Origin of the sequence: Streptomyces sp. NBC_01352 (assembly GCF_036237295.1) — a bacterium.
Taxonomy (GTDB): Bacteria; Actinomycetota; Actinomycetes; order Streptomycetales; family Streptomycetaceae; genus Streptomyces; species Streptomyces plumbiresistens.
In genome coordinates, this window is the sequence record NZ_CP108354.1 from 2,739,001 (window position 1) to 2,754,688 (window position 15,688).

Genomic DNA, 15,688 nt, shown 5'->3' on the forward strand with positions numbered 1-15,688 from the left:
GTGCCCCGGCGGGCGGGGACGCGTCGGGGGGCGCGGCACCCGAGCCCCACGCCCGCTCTGCTGCCTCATGCACGGCTGCCGCGTCGATGTGGTGACCGCCGCCGTGGCGGGTAGGTTCGCGTACATGGCAGGCAGCACCCACACAGTGACCAACCAGCCTCCGCCACTGGTCGGATACGACGCGTTCACCGCCGACCGTGCCCTGGCGGCGGCGGTGGACCGGCACACCGCTCCGGACCTGCTCGACGAGGTGCGCGGCGAGCTCGCGGCGCTCGGCCGGGCCTGTGGCTCGGCGCAGGTGCAGGAGTGGGGGGCACAGGCGAACGAGTTCCCGCCGAGACTGCGCACCCACGACCGCCACGGGCACCGGATCGACGAGGTCGACTTCCATCCGGCCTGGCACCGGCTGCTCGGCAAGGGCGTCTCGGCGGGCCTGACGGCGGCCTGGTCCCGGCCCGGCGGGCATGTGCGGCGCGCGGCCGCCTTCCTGGTGTGGACGCAGGTCGACGCCGGCAACCTCTGCCCGCTGTCGATGACCCATGCCGCGGTGCCCGCGCTGCGCGGTGACCCCGCGCTGGCCGCCGCGTGGGAGCCCCGGCTGACCTCGATGATCTACGACCGTGAGCTGCGGCCCGCCCAGCTGAAGGCGAGTGCCCTGTTCGGGATGGGCATGACGGAGAAGCAGGGCGGCAGCGACGTGCGGGCGGGCACGACGGCCGCCCGGCCCCTCGCCGAGGACGGGACGTACGAGCTGACCGGGCACAAGTGGTTCTGCTCGGCGCCGATGTCGGACGGGTTCCTGGTGCTCGCGCAGGCACCGGAGGGGCTCACCTGCTTCCTGGTGCCGCGGGTGCTGGCGGACGGCACCCGCAACGTCTTCATGATCCAGCGGCTCAAGGACAAGCTGGGCAACCGGTCGAACGCGTCCGCCGAGGTCGAGTTCGACGGGACGTGGGCCCGCCGGGTCGGCGAGGAGGGGCGCGGGGTGCGCACCATCATCGAGATGGTGGCGGCGACCCGGCTCGACTGCGTGCTGGGCTCGGCGGGCCTGATGCGGCAGGCCGTCGCGCAGGCGGTCCACCACTGCACGTACCGCGAGGCGTTCGGCGGCAGGCTCGTCGACAAGCCGCTGATGCGCAACGTGCTGGCCGACCTCGCGCTGGAGTCGGAGGCGGCGACCACGCTCGCGCTGCGGCTCGCGGCGGCCTACGACGACGGGAGCGAGCAGGAGCGGGCGCTGCTCAGGATCGCGGTGCCGGCCGCCAAGTACTGGGTGACCAAACGGTGTTCGCCGGTGACGGTGGAGGCGTCCGAGTGCCTGGGCGGCAACGGATACGTCGAGGAGTCGGGGATGCCCCGGCTGGTACGCGAGTCGCCGCTCAACTCGATCTGGGAGGGCGCCGGGAACGTCCAGGCCCTGGACGTGCTGCGCGCGCTGCAACGCGAACCACTGGCGTTGAACGCCTACCTCCAGGAGGTCGGCAAGGCGCGCGGCGCCGACCACCGCCTGGACGCGGCGATCAAGGACCTGCTGACCGAACTCGCCGATCTGGAGGGCGTGGAGGGGCGGGCCCGGCGGGTGACCGAGCGGCTCGCGCTGGTGCTCCAGGGGTCGTTGCTCGTGCGGTATGCGACGCCGGAGGTCGCCGACGCGTTCTGCGCGTCCCGGCTGGGCGGCGACTCGGGCGCGACCTTCGGGACACTGCCGCACACTCTGGATCTGGCGTCGGTGGTGGAGCGCGCCCGGCCAGTGGCCTGATCCGCTTGCGTACGCGCGTGCCCGCACGGCGCGGGGGTGGTGCTGCGCCGACACGGCACCACCCCCGCCACTGGCCCGTTGGAGCCACGTGCGCCGCACTGGGCGGCGTCGCTCAAGTTTCAAGGACGGCAGGGCAGTCCACCAGGGTTGCAGGGGGTTGCAACTTGCTGGCGTCTGTGGGCGGACTGGGTCCCTCCGACTTGGGCAGGCGGCACTATGAGACGGACAGTCAGGACGGACTTCCGGACGGTGGCCGAAAAGCCACCGCGAACCGGTTGTCCCGAGCCCTTCTTCCGGGAGGTCCCGTGGCACTCTCGCCGACGGACGTGACGCAACTCGCCGCCGTGGACTCGGCGCGGGCGGCACGGGTACTCAGCGAGGTCCGTTCCGCGACGCTCTCGGGGCAGCGCGGGCCGGTCGCGCCACGGCCGGTGATCGAACAGTCCTGGGAGCGCATGCTGCGCGGCGGCGTCGATCCCGACCACGACTTCCGGTCGGGGCTGCTGCCCCGCGATGAGGTGCAGCGGCGCCGGGAGACGACGGCCCTCAAGCATGTGCTGCCGGTGCTGCGGGAGGGGCTGCTGTCGGTCGCGGACATCGCCCACCACATCATGGTGGTAGCCGACGAGCAGGGCCGGGTGCTGTGGCGCGAGGGGAGTTCGCCCGTGCTGCGCAAGGCCGACGGGCTCGGCCTCGAACTCGGCGCCGACTGGCGGGAGGAGGTCGTCGGCACCAACGGCGTGGGCACCCCGGCGGTCGTACGGCGTCCCGTGCAGGTCTTCGCCTCCGAACACTTCGTACGCACGCACGCCACCTGGACGTGTACCGGCGCACCCGTCACGGACCCGCGGGACGGCCGGCTGATCGGCGTGGTGGACGTGAGCGGGCCGTTGGAGACGATGCACCCGGCCACGCTCGCCTGGGTCGACTCGGTGGCCAAGCTCGCCGAGGCACGGCTGCGCGAGCTGCATTTGACCTCGCTGGAGCAGTTGCGCGCGGTGGCCGCGCCGGTGCTGGCCCGCCTTGCCGGGCGGGCCGCGGTGGTGGACCGGGACGGCTGGACCGCGGCGGTGACCGGGATGCCGTACACGAAACGGATCGCGCTGCCCAAGTCGCTGTCGCCGGGCCGTCGGTGGCTGCCGGCGCTCGGGCAGTGCGCGCTGGAACCGCTGCCGGGCGGCTGGCTGATCCGGGCCGCCGACGAGCCGGTGCCGCGGGGCGCCACCCGGATCGTGGTGGACCTGGCGCAGCCGCGCCGCCGCTTCGTCACGGTGTCGGGCTCGGCGGGCTCCTGGAGTCACGAACTCAGCCCCCGGCACGCCGAGTTGCTCTATCTGCTCGCCCTGCACCGCTCCGGTCGCAGCGCGGCGGGGCTGGCCCGTGACCTGTTCGCCGATCCGGGCCGCACGGTGACGGTGCGGGCCGAGATGTCCCGGGTACGACGGTATCTCGGCGGTTTCCTGGACCACCGGCCGTATCGTTTCTGCGAGGACGCCGACGTCGAGGTGCTGCTCCCGGCCGACCCGCGCGACCTGTTGCCCTGGTCGACCGCGCCGGCCGTGGTCGCCGCCCGCGCACTGTCCGGCGGGACGTACTGAGCAGGCTCGGAGTGCATCTTCCGCATAATTGCAGGTTCTTTGTCCGCTACCGCCCCCCACTGCCGTAGCATCCCCTACGGGCCACCCCACCTGCTCCCTGGTCAACGTACGGATCATCAGGCGCAGTTGGCCCGCCTCGGGAGGACGAATGAAGCACCGCGGGAGACACCGCCGCCAACGGCGGGGCAGGGCGCTGCGTGCCTTTCTGGCCGGGACCGCCCTCGCCCTGACCGGCGCCGCCACCATGATCAGCGCCTCGCAGGCCACGGACAGCGAGGACCCCGGCGCGCTGAAGCCGGTCGTCTCGTCCGAGCGGATCGCCGCGCTGCGCTGGCAGGAACAGCAGGTGCCCGAGGCCACGCTCGACCGTCTCGCTTCGGAGATGGGCCGGACCGTCGGCGTGAGCGCCGTTCTCCAGGACGCCGACCACAGTCTGCGTGCCGCGGCCGACTGCCCGGCCGAGGACCTCAAGGCACTGCCCGTCGAGCCCGCGGCCACGCGTGCCCAGTGCTGGGACGCCGCCGACACCCGCTCCTGGCAGCCGGGGGCGGTCACCACGTCCGGCGACGCGGACGACGACGGCCTCTGGGGCCAGAACCGCGTGGTCCTGTCCGGCTGGTCGCAGAACGCGGCGGCCGGCCACGGCCTCGCCAGGGTCGCCTTCGTCGACGCGAACGACCTGGACCGCCTCACGTACACCTGGGTGCTGCTCACCGTCCCGGTCGACGGTGGGCGCGACTTCCGGGCTCTGGACTCGGACGTCTCCGGCATGGTCTGGTACCAGGACAAGCTGCTGGTCACCGCCGCCGACGGCGTGTACGTCTACGACATGAACCGCGTCCTGCGCACGAGCGTGGTCAGCACGGCGGTCGGCCGGGTACCCGGCGGCTGGTCGGCGCACCGTGCCCGCTTCGTCCTGCCCGCCGTCGGCTCCTACCGCCCGGTCGACCCCGCCACGGACACCGACGCCCGCCCCTTCGGCCTCTCCCTGGACCGCAGCACGACGCCCGACAGTCTGGTGGCGAGCGAGCGGACCACGGCGGACGGCGACGGGCCCGCCCTCCTGTGGCGCTCCTCCTTCGCCACCGACCCGGCCCGCTCCGGACTGCTGGCCACCGACTTCGCCGGCCGCACGGACGCCACGGAGGCCTACGAGACGAAGGCCGCCGACGTCCAGGGCGTGCTGTCGTACCGCTCCGACTGGTACGTGAGCCGCGCCTCCGGCGAGCAGGACGGACGCGGCACGCTGTGGCGGCAGGACGCCGACACCGCGAAGGCCGCGCAGTGCGGGTCCGACGACACCCAGCACTGCTGGAGCGCACGCACGCCGTCCCTGTCCTACTGGGAGGCGACCGGCGAGGTCTGGTCCCAGTCCGGGCAGATGCTGTTCGCGCTGCCGCTGGCCTCGATCGACAGATCACTGGGGTAGATGATTCCCTGGCCGTCATGACCAACATCCCGGTGACCACCTGGTCCCTGGAGCAGACCGCCCCGACCGACCTCCTCCCGGCCCCCGCGCCGGAGGGGGACGTGCGGATCGTCCGCTCCGAGGTCCCCTCGCCCGAGTTCAGCCGCTTCCTGTACGCGTCCGTCGGCGGGGACATCCGCTGGATCGACCGGCTGGCGTGGACGTACGCGCGGTGGCAGGAGCACCTGGGCCGGCCCGGGGTGGAGACCTGGGTCGCATACGACCGGGGGACGCCCGCCGGGTACGTGGAGCTGGAGCCACAGGACGACGGGGTCGTGGAGATCGTCTACTTCGGGCTGGTTCCGGCCTTCCGCGGGCGGCGGATCGGCGGACACCTGCTGTCGTACGGCGCCGCCCGCGCCTGGGACCTCGCGGACCGCTGGCCCGGTCTGCCGCAGACCAAGCGGGTGTGGCTGCATACCTGCAGCCTGGACGGCGAGCACGCGATGGCCAACTACCAGCGTCGGGGCTTCACGCTCTTCGACACCAAGGTCGAGGAGCAGTCCGAGGTGACCGCGCCGGGCCCCTGGCCGGGCGCCTACCCCGCCTGACCTGCGCCGACAAGGTCTTGTTCGGCCCATGTGACCGAGAACACCCTTGTCTCACTCTTCGGGACAAGGGTGTCCACATGGCGGACGAAGCTGGACTCTGTCCAGATCGCCGTGACACGCTTCCGTCATGTCTGGAACTGGAATTGCCTTGGTGAGTCGGCGGCACGTCGACCTCGGCCGTATGTCCAGCGCCATCTGTCCGGTGCGCTGACGAGCCCCAGCGCCGCCCGACATCCCCTCTTCTGTCTCCTTTTCTGCGCAAAGACGCGCATGTGTACCCATGCGCCCGCGCGCGCAGGTCAGAGCCGCTTTCCCGCCTGTCCCGAAGGACGTATCAACCATGGCCGCCACCCCGCAGGACCCTGCCTCCGCGACTCCACGCCGCAAGGTGAGCCGTCACCGCGGTGAGGGTCAGTGGGCCGCGGGGCACCACACCCCGCTCAACGGCAACGAGCAGTTCAAGAAGGACGACGACGGTCTCAATGTGCGGACACGCATTGAGACGATCTACTCGAAGCGCGGCTTCGACTCGATCGACCCGAACGACCTCCGCGGCCGGATGCGCTGGTGGGGGCTCTACACCCAGCGCAAGCCCGGGATCGACGGCGGCAAGACCGCGATCCTGGAGCCGGAGGAGCTGGACGACGAGTACTTCATGCTGCGCGTCCGTATCGACGGCGGCCGGCTCACCACCGAGCAGCTGCGCGTGATCGGCGAGATCTCGCAGGAGTTCGCGCGCGGCACCGCCGACATCACCGACCGGCAGAACGTGCAGTACCACTGGATCCGCATCGAGGACGTGCCGGAGATCTGGAACCGCCTGGAGGCGGTCGGCCTGTCCACCACCGAGGCCTGCGGTGACACCCCCCGCGTGGTCCTCGGCTCGCCCGTGGCCGGTATCGCCGAGGACGAGATCATCGACGGCAGCCCGGCGATCGAGGCGATCCAGCGCCGGATCATCGGCAACAAGGACTTCTCGAACCTGCCCCGCAAGTTCAAGTCCGCGATCTCCGGCTCGCCGCTGCTGGACGTGGCCCACGAGATCAACGACATCGCGTTCGTCGGTGTGAACCACCCCGAGCACGGCCCCGGCTTCGACCTGTGGGTCGGCGGCGGCCTGTCCACCAACCCGAAGATCGGCGTCCGGCTCGGCGCCTGGGTCCCGCTGGACGAGGTCCCGGACGTCTACGAGGGCGTCATCTCGATCTTCCGCGACTACGGCTACCGGCGACTGCGCACCCGCGCCCGCCTGAAGTTCCTGGTCGCCGACTGGGGCCCGGAGAAGTTCCGCCAGGTCCTCGAGGACGAGTACCTCAAGCGCGAGCTGATCGACGGCCCCGCCCCGGCCCAGCCGGTGGAGCGCTGGCGCGACCACGTCGGCGTGCACCGCCAGAAGGACGGCCGCTTCTACGTCGGTTTCGCCCCGCGCGTCGGCCGCGTGGACGGCACGACCCTGACGAAGATCGCCGAGCTCGCCGAGGCGCACGGCTCCGGCCGGGTCCGTACCACCGTCGAGCAGAAGATGATCGTCCTCGATGTCGAGGAGCCGCAGGTCGAATCGCTGGTCGAGGCCCTGGAGTCGCTCGGCCTGACCGCGCGGCCGTCCCCGTTCCGGCGCGGCACCATGGCCTGCACCGGCATCGAGTACTGCAAGCTCGCCATCGTCGAGACCAAGGCGCGCGGCGCCTCGCTGATCGACGAGCTGGAGCGCCGGATCCCGGACTTCGACGAGCCGATCACCATCAACCTCAACGGCTGCCCGAACGCCTGCGCCCGTATCCAGGTGGCGGACATCGGTCTCAAGGGCCAGCTCATGCTCAACGACCGGGGCGAGCAGGTCGAGGGCTTCCAGGTGCACCTGGGCGGAGCGCTCGGTCTGGAGGCCGGTTTCGGCCGCAAGGTGCGTGGCCTGAAGGTCACCTCCGAGGAACTGCCCGACTACGTCGAGCGCGTCCTCAAGCGTTTCCAGGAGGAGCGCGAGGAGGGCGAGCGCTTCGCCGTCTGGGCCTCGCGTGCTTCCGAGGAGGCCCTGTCATGAGTGAGCGGGCCGCCCCCTTCTACTGCCCCTACTGCGGCGACGAGGACCTCCGGCCGAGCGAAGCCTCGGAAGCCGGCCACGGCGCGTGGGAATGCGCGGCGTGCAACCGCGCATTCCAGTTGAAGTTCCTCGGGCTGCTCGCCCGGGGCCTTCGGCACGACGACGCAGGGGGACAGCAGATATGACGACGACTCAGGAAGAGCGCACGACAGCGGACCTCAAGGAGCTCGCCGAGCGGGCGGGCCGCGAGCTGGAGGACGCCACCGCGCTGGAGATCCTCCAGTGGGCGGTCGACACCTTCGGCCCGCGCTTCTGCGTGACCTCCTCGATGGAGGACGCGGTGGTCGCCCACCTGGCGTCCCGCGTGCGCAAGGGCGTGGATGTCGTCTTCCTCGACACCGGCTACCACTTCCCCGAGACCATCGGCACCCGGGACGCGGTCGAGGCCGTGATGGACGTGAACGTCATCACGCTCACCCCGCGCCGCACGGTCGCCGAGCAGGACGCCGAGTTCGGCCCGAGGCTCCACGACCGCGACCCGGACCTGTGCTGCAAGATGCGCAAGGTCCAGCCGCTGGAGGAGGGCCTCACCAACTACCAGGCCTGGGCGACCGGTCTGCGCCGCGACGAGTCCCCGACCCGGGCGAACACCCCGGTGGTCGGCTGGGACGAGAAGCGCCAGAAGGTCAAGATCTCCCCGATCGCCCGCTGGACCCAGGACGACGTGGACGCGTACGTCACCGAACACGGCGTGCTGACCAACCCGTTGCTGATGGACGGCTACACCTCCGTCGGCTGCGCCCCCTGCACCCGCCGCGTCCTGGAGGGCGAGGACGCGCGTGCCGGCCGCTGGGCGGGCCGCAACAAGACCGAGTGCGGACTGCACTGATGACGACCACCTCCGACCTACCCGAGGAGAAGCACGTGACGACCGGAGCCACCGTCTGGCTCACGGGTCTGCCGAGTGCCGGCAAGACCACCATCGCGTACGAGCTGGCCGGCCGGCTGCGCGAGGAGGGCCATCTCGTCGAGGTGCTCGACGGCGACGAGATCCGCGAGTTCATCTCGGCGGGCCTCGGCTTCAGCCGCGAGGACCGGCACACGAACGTGCAGCGCATCGGCTTCCTCGCCGAACTCCTGGCCCGTAACGGCGTCAAGGCGCTCGTCCCGGTGATCGCGCCCTACGCCGACAGCCGCGAGGCGGTGCGCAAGCGCCACCAGGAGAGCGGGACGGCGTACATCGAGGTGCACGTGGCGACTCCGGTCGAGGTGTGCTCCGTACGCGATGTGAAGGGTCTGTACGCCAAGCAGGCGGCGGGCGAGCTCACGGGCCTCACCGGAGTCGACGACCCGTACGAGGAGCCCGAGTCGCCCGACCTGCGCATCGAGTCGCAGGACCAGACCGTGCAGGAGTCCGCGGCCGCGGTCCACGCGCTGCTCACCGAGAGGGGACTGGCATGACGACGACCGCATCCGAGGTCAAGGGCGACGAAGGCACTGACACCCCGTACGCCCTGTCGCACCTGGACGCGCTGGAGTCCGAGGCGGTGCACATCTTCCGTGAGGTGGCGGGTGAGTTCGAGCGGCCGGTGATCCTGTTCTCCGGCGGCAAGGACTCCATCGTCATGCTGCACCTGGCGCTGAAGGCGTTCGCCCCCGCCGCGGTGCCCTTCTCGCTGCTGCACGTGGACACCGGGCACAACTTCCCCGAGGTCCTCGAGTACCGGGACCGTACGGTCGAGAAGCACGGGCTGCGGCTGCATGTCGCCTCCGTGCAGGACTACATCGACCGCGGTGTCCTCAAGGAGCGCCCGGACGGGACCCGCAACCCGCTGCAGACGCTTCCGCTGACGGAGAAGATCCAGGCCGAGAAGTTCGACGCCGTGTTCGGCGGTGGCCGTCGCGACGAGGAGAAGGCCCGGGCCAAGGAGCGGGTGTTCTCGCTGCGGGACGAGTTCTCCCAGTGGGACCCGCGCCGCCAGCGGCCCGAGCTGTGGAACCTGTACAACGGCCGGCACGCCCCCGGCGAGCACGTCCGCGTCTTCCCGCTGTCCAACTGGACCGAGCTGGACGTGTGGCAGTACATCGCCCGCGAGGGCATCGAACTGCCCGAGATCTACTTCGCCCACGAGCGCGAGGTGTTCCAGCGGGCCGGCATGTGGCTGACGCCGGGCGAGTGGGGCGGCCCGAAGGACACCGAGACCGTCGAGAAGCGCCTGGTGCGCTACCGCACGGTCGGCGACATGTCCTGCACCGGTGCCGTCGACTCCGACGCGGCGACGCTGGAGCAGGTCATCACCGAGATCGCCGCCTCCCGGCTCACCGAGCGGGGTGCCACCCGCGCCGACGACAAGATGTCCGAGGCCGCGATGGAAGACCGCAAGCGCGAGGGGTACTTCTAACCATGACCACCATCACGACCGAGGAACTCTCGGCCACCACCCTGCTGCGCTTCGCCACCGCCGGCTCCGTCGACGACGGCAAGTCCACGCTCGTGGGCCGCCTGCTGCACGACTCCAAGTCGATCCTCACGGACCAGCTGGAGGCCGTGGAGCGCGCCTCGGCCGGCCGTGGGCAGGGCGCCCCGGACCTCGCGCTCCTCACCGACGGCCTGCGCGCCGAACGCGAGCAGGGCATCACCATCGACGTGGCCTACCGCTACTTCGCCACGCCCCGACGCCGGTTCATCCTCGCCGACACCCCGGGCCATGTGCAGTACACCCGCAACATGGTCACCGGCGCCTCCACCGCCGAGCTGACGGTGATCCTCGTCGACGCCCGCAACGGCGTCGTCGAGCAGACCCGCCGGCACGCGGCGATCGCCGCGCTGCTGCGCGTGCCGCACGTCGTGCTCGCCGTGAACAAGATGGACCTGGTCGAGTACCAGGAGTCGGTGTTCGCCGCGATCGCCGAGGAGTTCACGGCGTACGCGCTCGAACTGGGCGTCCCGGAGGTCACCGCGATCCCGATCTCGGCGCTCGCCGGCGACAACGTGGTGGACCCGTCCGCGAACATGGACTGGTACGGCGGGCCGACCTTCCTGGAGCACCTGGAGTCGGTCCCGGTCGCCCACGACCTGAGCCACTGCCACGCCCGGCTTCCCGTGCAGTACGTGATCCGGCCGCAGACCGCCGAGCACCCGGACTACCGGGGCTACGCGGGCCAGATCGCCGCCGGTTCCTTCCGCGTCGGCGAGCAGGTCTCGGTGCTGCCGTCCGGCCGCTCCACGAAGATCGCCGGCATCGACCTGCTGGGCAAGCCGGTCGACATCGCCTGGACGACGCAGTCGGTGACCGTCCTGCTGGAGGACGACATCGACATCTCGCGCGGCGACCTGATCGTGCCCAGCAAGGACGCGCCGCCGACCACGCAGGACATCGAGGCGACCGTCTGCCACGTGGCCGACGCGCCGCTGACCGTAGGCCACCGCGTGCTGCTCAAGCACGGCACCCGCACGGTCAAGGCGATCGTCAAGGACATCCCGTCCCGCCTGACGCTCGACGACCTGTCCCTGCACCCGCACCCGGGACAGCTCGTCGCCAACGACATCGGCCGGGTCAAGATCCGTACCGCCGAGCCGCTGCCCGTCGACTCGTACGCCGACTCGCGGCGCACCGGTTCGTTCATCCTGATCGACCCGAACGACGGCACCACGCTCACCGCCGGCATGGTCGGCGAGTCGTTCGCGTCTCCGGAGCCCGTCAAGGACGAGACGGACGACGACGGGTGGGACTTCTGACATGAACTCCACCGATTTCTACTCCTCGTTCGCGAAGGAGGGCGGCCGCGTCGGCAGCGGTGCGCTCGGCAGCGGGCAGGGCGGGGTGGCGCGATGTGTGCGCTGACGTACGCGCACTGCCTGCGCGCCCTCACCCCCCACCGCCGTAGACGAAAACCTGCCGACCTCCCGGCCACGACCTGAGAGACCGTGACCGCCGGGCCAACGAGGGGAACACCTCCCGTGCCTGCCAATCGCTCAGCCTTCTTCCGCCGCGGCCTCGCCGCCGCGACCGCTCTTCCTCTGCTCACCCTCGCCGCCTGCGGTTACGGCTCAGAGGCCTCGGACAACGAGACCGCCAAGGTCGCCGCCGGTGCGGAGAAGATCGACGGTCTCGACTCCGTCAAGATCGGCTACTTCGGCAACCTGACCCACGCGACCGCGCTGGTGGGCGTGCAGAAGGGCTACTTCCAGAAGCAGCTCGGCGCCACCAAGGCCGCCTACCAGATCTTCAACGCCGGCCCGTCCGAGATCGAGGCCCTCAACTCCTCGTCGATCGACATCGGCTTCATCGGCCCGTCCCCGGCGATCAACGGTTACACCAAGTCGGGCGGCAAGAACCTGCGGATCATCGGCGGTGCCGCGTCCGGCGGGGTCAAGCTCGTGGTCAACCCGGACAAGATCAAGTCCCTGAAGGACGTCAAGGGCAAGAAGATCGCGACTCCCCAGCTGGGCAACACGCAGGACGTGGCGTTCCTCAACTGGATCGCGGAGCAGGGCTGGAAGGTCGACGCGGAGAGCGGCAAGGGCGATGTCTCGGTCGTCCGCACCGACAACAAGGTCACCCCGGACGCCTACAAGTCCGGCTCCATCGACGGCGCGTGGGTGCCCGAGCCGACCGCGTCCAAGCTGGTCGCCGAGGGCGCCAAGGTGCTGCTCGACGAGGCCGACCTGTGGCCCGACAAGAAGTTCGTGATCACGAACATCATCGTGCGCCAGGCCTTCCTCAAGGACCACCCGAAGGCCGTCGAGGCCGTCCTGAAGGCCTCCATCGAGGCCAACAAGTGGATCAACGCCAACCCGGACGCGGCGAAGGCCTCGGCGAACAAGCAACTGGAGACGGACTCGGGCAAGGCGCTCCCGGCCGCGGTCATCGACCCGGCGTGGAAGTCGATCCAGTTCACCAACGACCCGCTGGCCGCCACCCTCAACACCGAGGCGGAGCACGCGGTCAAGGCAGGCCTGTTGGAGAAACCCGATCTGAAGGGCATCTACGACCTCAAGCCGCTGAACGAGGTCCTCAAGGCCGAGGGCGAGAGCACGGTCAGCGACGCTGGTCTCGGCGTCGGCTGAGTCAGGACCCGATGAGTTCCCAGGAGGTGACGACCATGGCCACGACCTTCGCCAAGGCCGCCGAGTCGGTGGAGCACGCGGCGCGCATTGAGCATGTCTCGAAGTCCTTCGCGGGCCCCGCCGGGCAGCAGCTCGTCCTGGACGACATCAGCATCGATGTCGCACCGGGCGAGTTCGTCACCCTCCTGGGTGCCTCGGGCTGCGGCAAGTCCACGCTGCTGAACCTGGTGGCGGGGCTGGACGAGCCTTCCGTCGGGTCCATCACGACGGAGGGCCGCCCGGCCCTGATGTTCCAGGAGCACGCCCTGTTCCCGTGGCTGACCGCGGGCAAGAACATCGAGCTCGCCCTGCGTCTGCGGGGCGTTCCGAAGAACGAACGGCGCGAGCGGACCGAGGAACTGCTCGAACTCGTCCGGCTGAAGGGCGCCTACGGCAAGCGGGTCCACGAGCTGTCGGGCGGTATGCGCCAGCGTGTGGCGCTGGCCCGTTGCCTGGCCCAGGAGAGCAACCTGCTGTTGATGGACGAGCCGTTCGCTGCCCTCGACGCCATCACGCGGGACGTGCTGCACGACGAGCTGACCCGCATCTGGGCCGAGACCGGCGTGTCCGTCCTCTTCGTGACGCACAACGTGCGTGAGGCGGTGCGGCTCGCGCAGCGCGTGATCCTGCTGTCCTCCCGTCCGGGCCGGATCGCGCGCGAGTGGACGGTCGACATCCCGCAGCCGCGCCGCATCGAGGACGCGCCCGTGGCGGAACTGTCCGTCGAGATCACCGAAGTACTGCGTGGGGAGATCCGCCGCCATGGCCAGCACTGACACGAAGACGACCGGCGCGGGCGCCAAGGACGGCTCCGCGCTGGGCGGCATCGAGGCGGGCCTCGACGCACTGGAGACCTCGGTCACCGGCCGTCCGCCCTTCCGGCAGACCTTCCGGGAGAAGATCTTCCCGCCGATCGTCGCCACCATCGTGGTGCTCGCGATCTGGCAGGGGCTGATCTCCCTGAAGATCGTCGACGACGCGTCGAAGCTGCCCTCCCCCGGCGCCGTCTGGGCCGAGGCCGAGGACGCGTGGCTCAAGGGCACCCTGCTCGACTACATCTGGACGAGCGTCTCGCGGGGCCTGTTCGGCTTCGTGCTCGCGCTGATCATCGGCACGCCGCTCGGACTGGTCGTGGCACGGGTGAAGTTCGTGCGCGCGGCCATCGGTCCGATTCTGTCCGGACTCCAGTCGCTGCCGTCGGTGGCCTGGGTGCCGGCCGCCGTGATCTGGCTGGGCCTGAAGCCCGAGATGATGTACGCGGTGATCCTGCTCGGCGCGGTACCGTCGATCGCCAACGGTCTGGTGTCCGGCGTCGACCAGGTGCCGCCGCTGTTCCTGCGCGCGGGACGGACGCTGGGGGCGACCGGTCTGCGCGGCACCTGGCACATCGTGATGCCCGCGGCGCTGCCCGGCTATGTGGCCGGTCTGAAGCAGGGCTGGGCGTTCTCCTGGCGGTCGCTGATGGCCGCCGAGATCATCGCCCAGGCGCCGGACCTCGGCGTGGGCCTCGGCCAGCTGCTGGAGGTGGGCCGCACGAACAGCAGCATGGCCACGGTCTTCCTCGCCATCCTGCTCATCCTGTTCGTCGGCATCGCGATCGACCTGCTGATCTTCAGTCCGCTGGAGCGGTGGGTGCTGCGCAGCCGCGGTCTGCTGGTGAAGAGCTGAGTCCCATGCACACCAAGTTCAAGAAGCCGGTTCTTCTGGTCATCGCCCACGGCAGCCGCGACCCGCGGCACGCCGCGACGGTGCACGCTCTCGTACGGCGGGTGCGCTCCCTGCGCCCCGACGTGCGGGTGGAGACCGGCTTCCTGGACTTCAACGTCCCGTCCGCGCAAGGGGTGCTGGAGTCCCTGGCGGCGGAGGGTGTCCGTGACGTCGTGGCGCTGCCGTTGCTGTTGACCCGCGCGTTCCACGCGAAGGCCGACATCCCGGCGGTCCTGAAGGACGCGCCGCCGCGGCTGCGGATCCGGCAGGCGGAGGTGCTCGGCCCGTCGCCGGTGCTGCTCGCCGCGCTGGAACGACGTCTGTACGAGGCGGGGCTGACGCCCGCCGACAAGTCCTCGACCGGGGTCGTGCTGGCCTCGGCGGGGTCCACCGACCCGGAGGCGATCGCAGTGATCGCAGAAATCGCGCGGGAGTGGCGGCACACCGGTTGGTGCGCCGTGCGGCCTGCGTTCGCCTCCGCATCCCTTCCCCGCACCGAGGACGCGGTGCGGGAGCTTCGGGCCCTTGGCTGTGCGAAGGTCGCCGTCGCCCCCTACGTCCTGGCCCCCGGCTTCCTGCCGGACCGCATCGCGCGGGGCGCGGCCGAGGCGGACGTCCTGGCGGACGTGCTCGGCCCGGCGCCGGAGGTGGCGCGGGTGCTGCTGGCGCGGTACGAGGCGGCACGGATGCCGGCGTTGGCGGCGGTCGGCGCCTGAGCGCTCCGCGGGGAGTGCCGCGATGGGCGGTCGGCCGGACTGCGGCGCCGTCGTGGCGGGTCGCGCAGTTCCCCGCGCCCCTTCAGGGCGCTGCCGAACCGCACCGGACTTCGCCCGATCCGCCTTAGTCGCGTACCGCCCCGGCCAGGCGCGGGTCCCGACCGCTCGCCGCGAGCGCCCGCTCGAAGACCGGCGCGTCGTCGGGTACCGGCACCGGGTCGGCGAAGCCGTCGTACTGCCGGTAGAGGTCGCCGTGGGTGACGACCACGTCGAGGACGAGGCGGGCCGCTCCCTCGGAGACGTGGAACTCCTGGCCGGTGGCCGCGGCGACGTCCCAGCCGTGCACCGCCGTCTCCTTGATGATCATCGAGGCGAGTTCGGGGGCGGGCATCGTCCCCATACCCAGGTCCACCTCGCCCTCCCACACCGCGGGGTCCGCCCAGGCGGCGACCGCACGGTCCAGTTGAGCGGCGTACGCCTCGGCCCAGTCGGGGTCGGCGGTGAAGTCGCGGGCGGTCAGTTCCTCGGGGAGCTGTTTGCGCAGGGCTCGGTGCTCCAGGCCGTGGGAGGTGTAAAGGACCCAGTGGTTTACCAGGGCGCGGACGTCCCAGTCCGGGCAGTGGGTGGGGTCGGCGAGCCGTGCCGCCGGCACTCCGCGCGCCACGCGGGCCGCCTCGGCGGCGCATTCCGTCATGTACGGGTAGAGGTCGTCCTTGTTCATGCGTCTCACGGTAGGGAGCG

The 15,688-nt window shown here is 71.0% G+C and carries 16 protein-coding genes; 15 read left to right on the forward strand and 1 reads right to left on the reverse strand.

The genetic code is table 11. From position 1 onward, the window contains the following. The first annotated feature begins 124 nt into the window (after window positions 1-124). The 15 genes from OG252_RS12800 (at window position 125) to OG252_RS12865 (ending at window position 14,947) form a co-directional block, all read left to right on the forward strand. Window positions 125-1,759, forward strand: coding sequence for an acyl-CoA dehydrogenase family protein (locus OG252_RS12800; protein WP_329335999.1), 1,635 nt, complete (start codon window positions 125-127; stop codon window positions 1,757-1,759). Window positions 1,760-2,064: 305 nt separating this feature from the next. Continuing rightward, window positions 2,065-3,357 carry a GAF domain-containing protein gene (locus OG252_RS12805; protein ID WP_266449466.1) on the forward strand — a complete coding sequence of 431 codons (1,293 nt, stop codon included), beginning with the start codon at window positions 2,065-2,067 and terminating at the stop codon, window positions 3,355-3,357. A 148-nt stretch (window positions 3,358-3,505) separates the two neighbouring features. Beyond that, on the forward strand, window positions 3,506-4,786 hold the full coding sequence (locus tag OG252_RS12810) for a hypothetical protein (RefSeq protein WP_329336002.1): 1,281 nt from the start codon (window positions 3,506-3,508) through the stop codon (window positions 4,784-4,786). Between the two features lie 17 nt (window positions 4,787-4,803). Continuing rightward, complete coding sequence (locus OG252_RS12815) at window positions 4,804-5,376, forward strand: GNAT family N-acetyltransferase (RefSeq protein WP_329336004.1); 573 nt, start codon at window positions 4,804-4,806, stop codon at window positions 5,374-5,376. 127 nt (window positions 5,377-5,503) lie between these two features. Continuing rightward, complete coding sequence (locus OG252_RS52335) at window positions 5,504-5,587, forward strand: putative leader peptide (protein WP_349817346.1); 84 nt, start codon at window positions 5,504-5,506, stop codon at window positions 5,585-5,587. Between the two features lie 129 nt (window positions 5,588-5,716). Beyond that, window positions 5,717-7,414, forward strand: coding sequence for a nitrite/sulfite reductase (locus tag OG252_RS12820; protein WP_266449457.1), 1,698 nt, complete (start codon window positions 5,717-5,719; stop codon window positions 7,412-7,414). Beyond that, the gene (locus tag OG252_RS12825; RefSeq protein WP_266449455.1) at window positions 7,411-7,599 is read left to right on the forward strand and encodes a hypothetical protein; all 189 of its coding nucleotides are present in this window, start codon (window positions 7,411-7,413) and stop codon (window positions 7,597-7,599) included. Before OG252_RS12820 ends, OG252_RS12825 begins: the two co-directional genes overlap by 4 nt. Continuing rightward, a complete protein-coding gene (locus OG252_RS12830; RefSeq protein ID WP_266449452.1) occupies window positions 7,596-8,303 on the forward strand; it encodes a phosphoadenylyl-sulfate reductase in 708 nt (235 codons plus the stop codon). Before OG252_RS12825 ends, OG252_RS12830 begins: the two co-directional genes overlap by 4 nt. A 35-nt stretch (window positions 8,304-8,338) precedes the next feature. Next, a complete protein-coding gene (gene cysC / locus OG252_RS12835) occupies window positions 8,339-8,875 on the forward strand; it encodes an adenylyl-sulfate kinase (RefSeq protein ID WP_266453001.1) in 537 nt (178 codons plus the stop codon). Continuing rightward, entirely contained in the window at window positions 8,872-9,816 is a 945-nt protein-coding gene (cysD, locus tag OG252_RS12840) for a sulfate adenylyltransferase subunit CysD (protein WP_329336007.1), read from the forward strand. The genes cysC and cysD overlap by 4 nt, the downstream gene beginning before the upstream one ends. Window positions 9,817-9,818: 2 nt before the next feature. Continuing rightward, window positions 9,819-11,153 carry a sulfate adenylyltransferase subunit 1 gene (locus OG252_RS12845; RefSeq protein ID WP_266449447.1) on the forward strand — a complete coding sequence of 445 codons (1,335 nt, stop codon included), beginning with the start codon at window positions 9,819-9,821 and terminating at the stop codon, window positions 11,151-11,153. A 222-nt stretch (window positions 11,154-11,375) separates the two neighbouring features. Then, window positions 11,376-12,485: an aliphatic sulfonate ABC transporter substrate-binding protein gene (locus OG252_RS12850; protein WP_266449444.1), complete on the forward strand. Its 1,110-nt coding sequence runs from the start codon at window positions 11,376-11,378 to the stop codon at window positions 12,483-12,485. 11 nt (window positions 12,486-12,496) lie between these two features. Continuing rightward, on the forward strand, window positions 12,497-13,300 hold the full coding sequence (locus OG252_RS12855; RefSeq protein ID WP_266449441.1) for an ABC transporter ATP-binding protein: 804 nt from the start codon (window positions 12,497-12,499) through the stop codon (window positions 13,298-13,300). Then, on the forward strand, window positions 13,287-14,192 hold the full coding sequence (locus OG252_RS12860; RefSeq protein WP_266449438.1) for an ABC transporter permease: 906 nt from the start codon (window positions 13,287-13,289) through the stop codon (window positions 14,190-14,192). Before OG252_RS12855 ends, OG252_RS12860 begins: the two co-directional genes overlap by 14 nt. Window positions 14,193-14,197: 5 nt before the next feature. Continuing rightward, the gene (locus OG252_RS12865; RefSeq protein WP_329336011.1) at window positions 14,198-14,947 is read left to right on the forward strand and encodes a sirohydrochlorin chelatase; all 750 of its coding nucleotides are present in this window, start codon (window positions 14,198-14,200) and stop codon (window positions 14,945-14,947) included. A gap of 124 nt (window positions 14,948-15,071) precedes the next feature. Here the strand turns inward: OG252_RS12865 and OG252_RS12870 are convergent, their stop codons facing one another. Then, entirely contained in the window at window positions 15,072-15,668 is a 597-nt protein-coding gene (locus OG252_RS12870) for a TIGR03086 family metal-binding protein (RefSeq protein WP_266449429.1), read from the reverse strand. Between the last annotated feature and the right edge of the window lie 20 nt (window positions 15,669-15,688).

Coding starts and splice junctions, on each gene's coding strand:
- OG252_RS12830 (WP_266449452.1), top strand. CDS start 7,596: ATGACGACGACTCAGGAAGAGCGCACGACAGCGGACCTCAAGGAGCTC.
- OG252_RS12865 (WP_329336011.1), top strand. CDS start 14,198: ATGCACACCAAGTTCAAGAAGCCGGTTCTTCTGGTCATCGCCCACGGC.
- OG252_RS12845 (WP_266449447.1), top strand. CDS start 9,819: ATGACCACCATCACGACCGAGGAACTCTCGGCCACCACCCTGCTGCGC.
- OG252_RS12870 (WP_266449429.1), bottom strand. CDS start 15,668: ATGAACAAGGACGACCTCTACCCGTACATGACGGAATGCGCCGCCGAG.
- OG252_RS12800 (WP_329335999.1), top strand. CDS start 125: ATGGCAGGCAGCACCCACACAGTGACCAACCAGCCTCCGCCACTGGTC.
- OG252_RS12860 (WP_266449438.1), top strand. CDS start 13,287: ATGGCCAGCACTGACACGAAGACGACCGGCGCGGGCGCCAAGGACGGC.
- OG252_RS12820 (WP_266449457.1), top strand. CDS start 5,717: ATGGCCGCCACCCCGCAGGACCCTGCCTCCGCGACTCCACGCCGCAAG.
- OG252_RS52335 (WP_349817346.1), top strand. CDS start 5,504: ATGTCTGGAACTGGAATTGCCTTGGTGAGTCGGCGGCACGTCGACCTC.
- OG252_RS12825 (WP_266449455.1), top strand. CDS start 7,411: ATGAGTGAGCGGGCCGCCCCCTTCTACTGCCCCTACTGCGGCGACGAG.
- OG252_RS12855 (WP_266449441.1), top strand. CDS start 12,497: ATGAGTTCCCAGGAGGTGACGACCATGGCCACGACCTTCGCCAAGGCC.
- OG252_RS12815 (WP_329336004.1), top strand. CDS start 4,804: ATGACCAACATCCCGGTGACCACCTGGTCCCTGGAGCAGACCGCCCCG.
- OG252_RS12810 (WP_329336002.1), top strand. CDS start 3,506: ATGAAGCACCGCGGGAGACACCGCCGCCAACGGCGGGGCAGGGCGCTG.
- cysD (WP_329336007.1), top strand. CDS start 8,872: ATGACGACGACCGCATCCGAGGTCAAGGGCGACGAAGGCACTGACACC.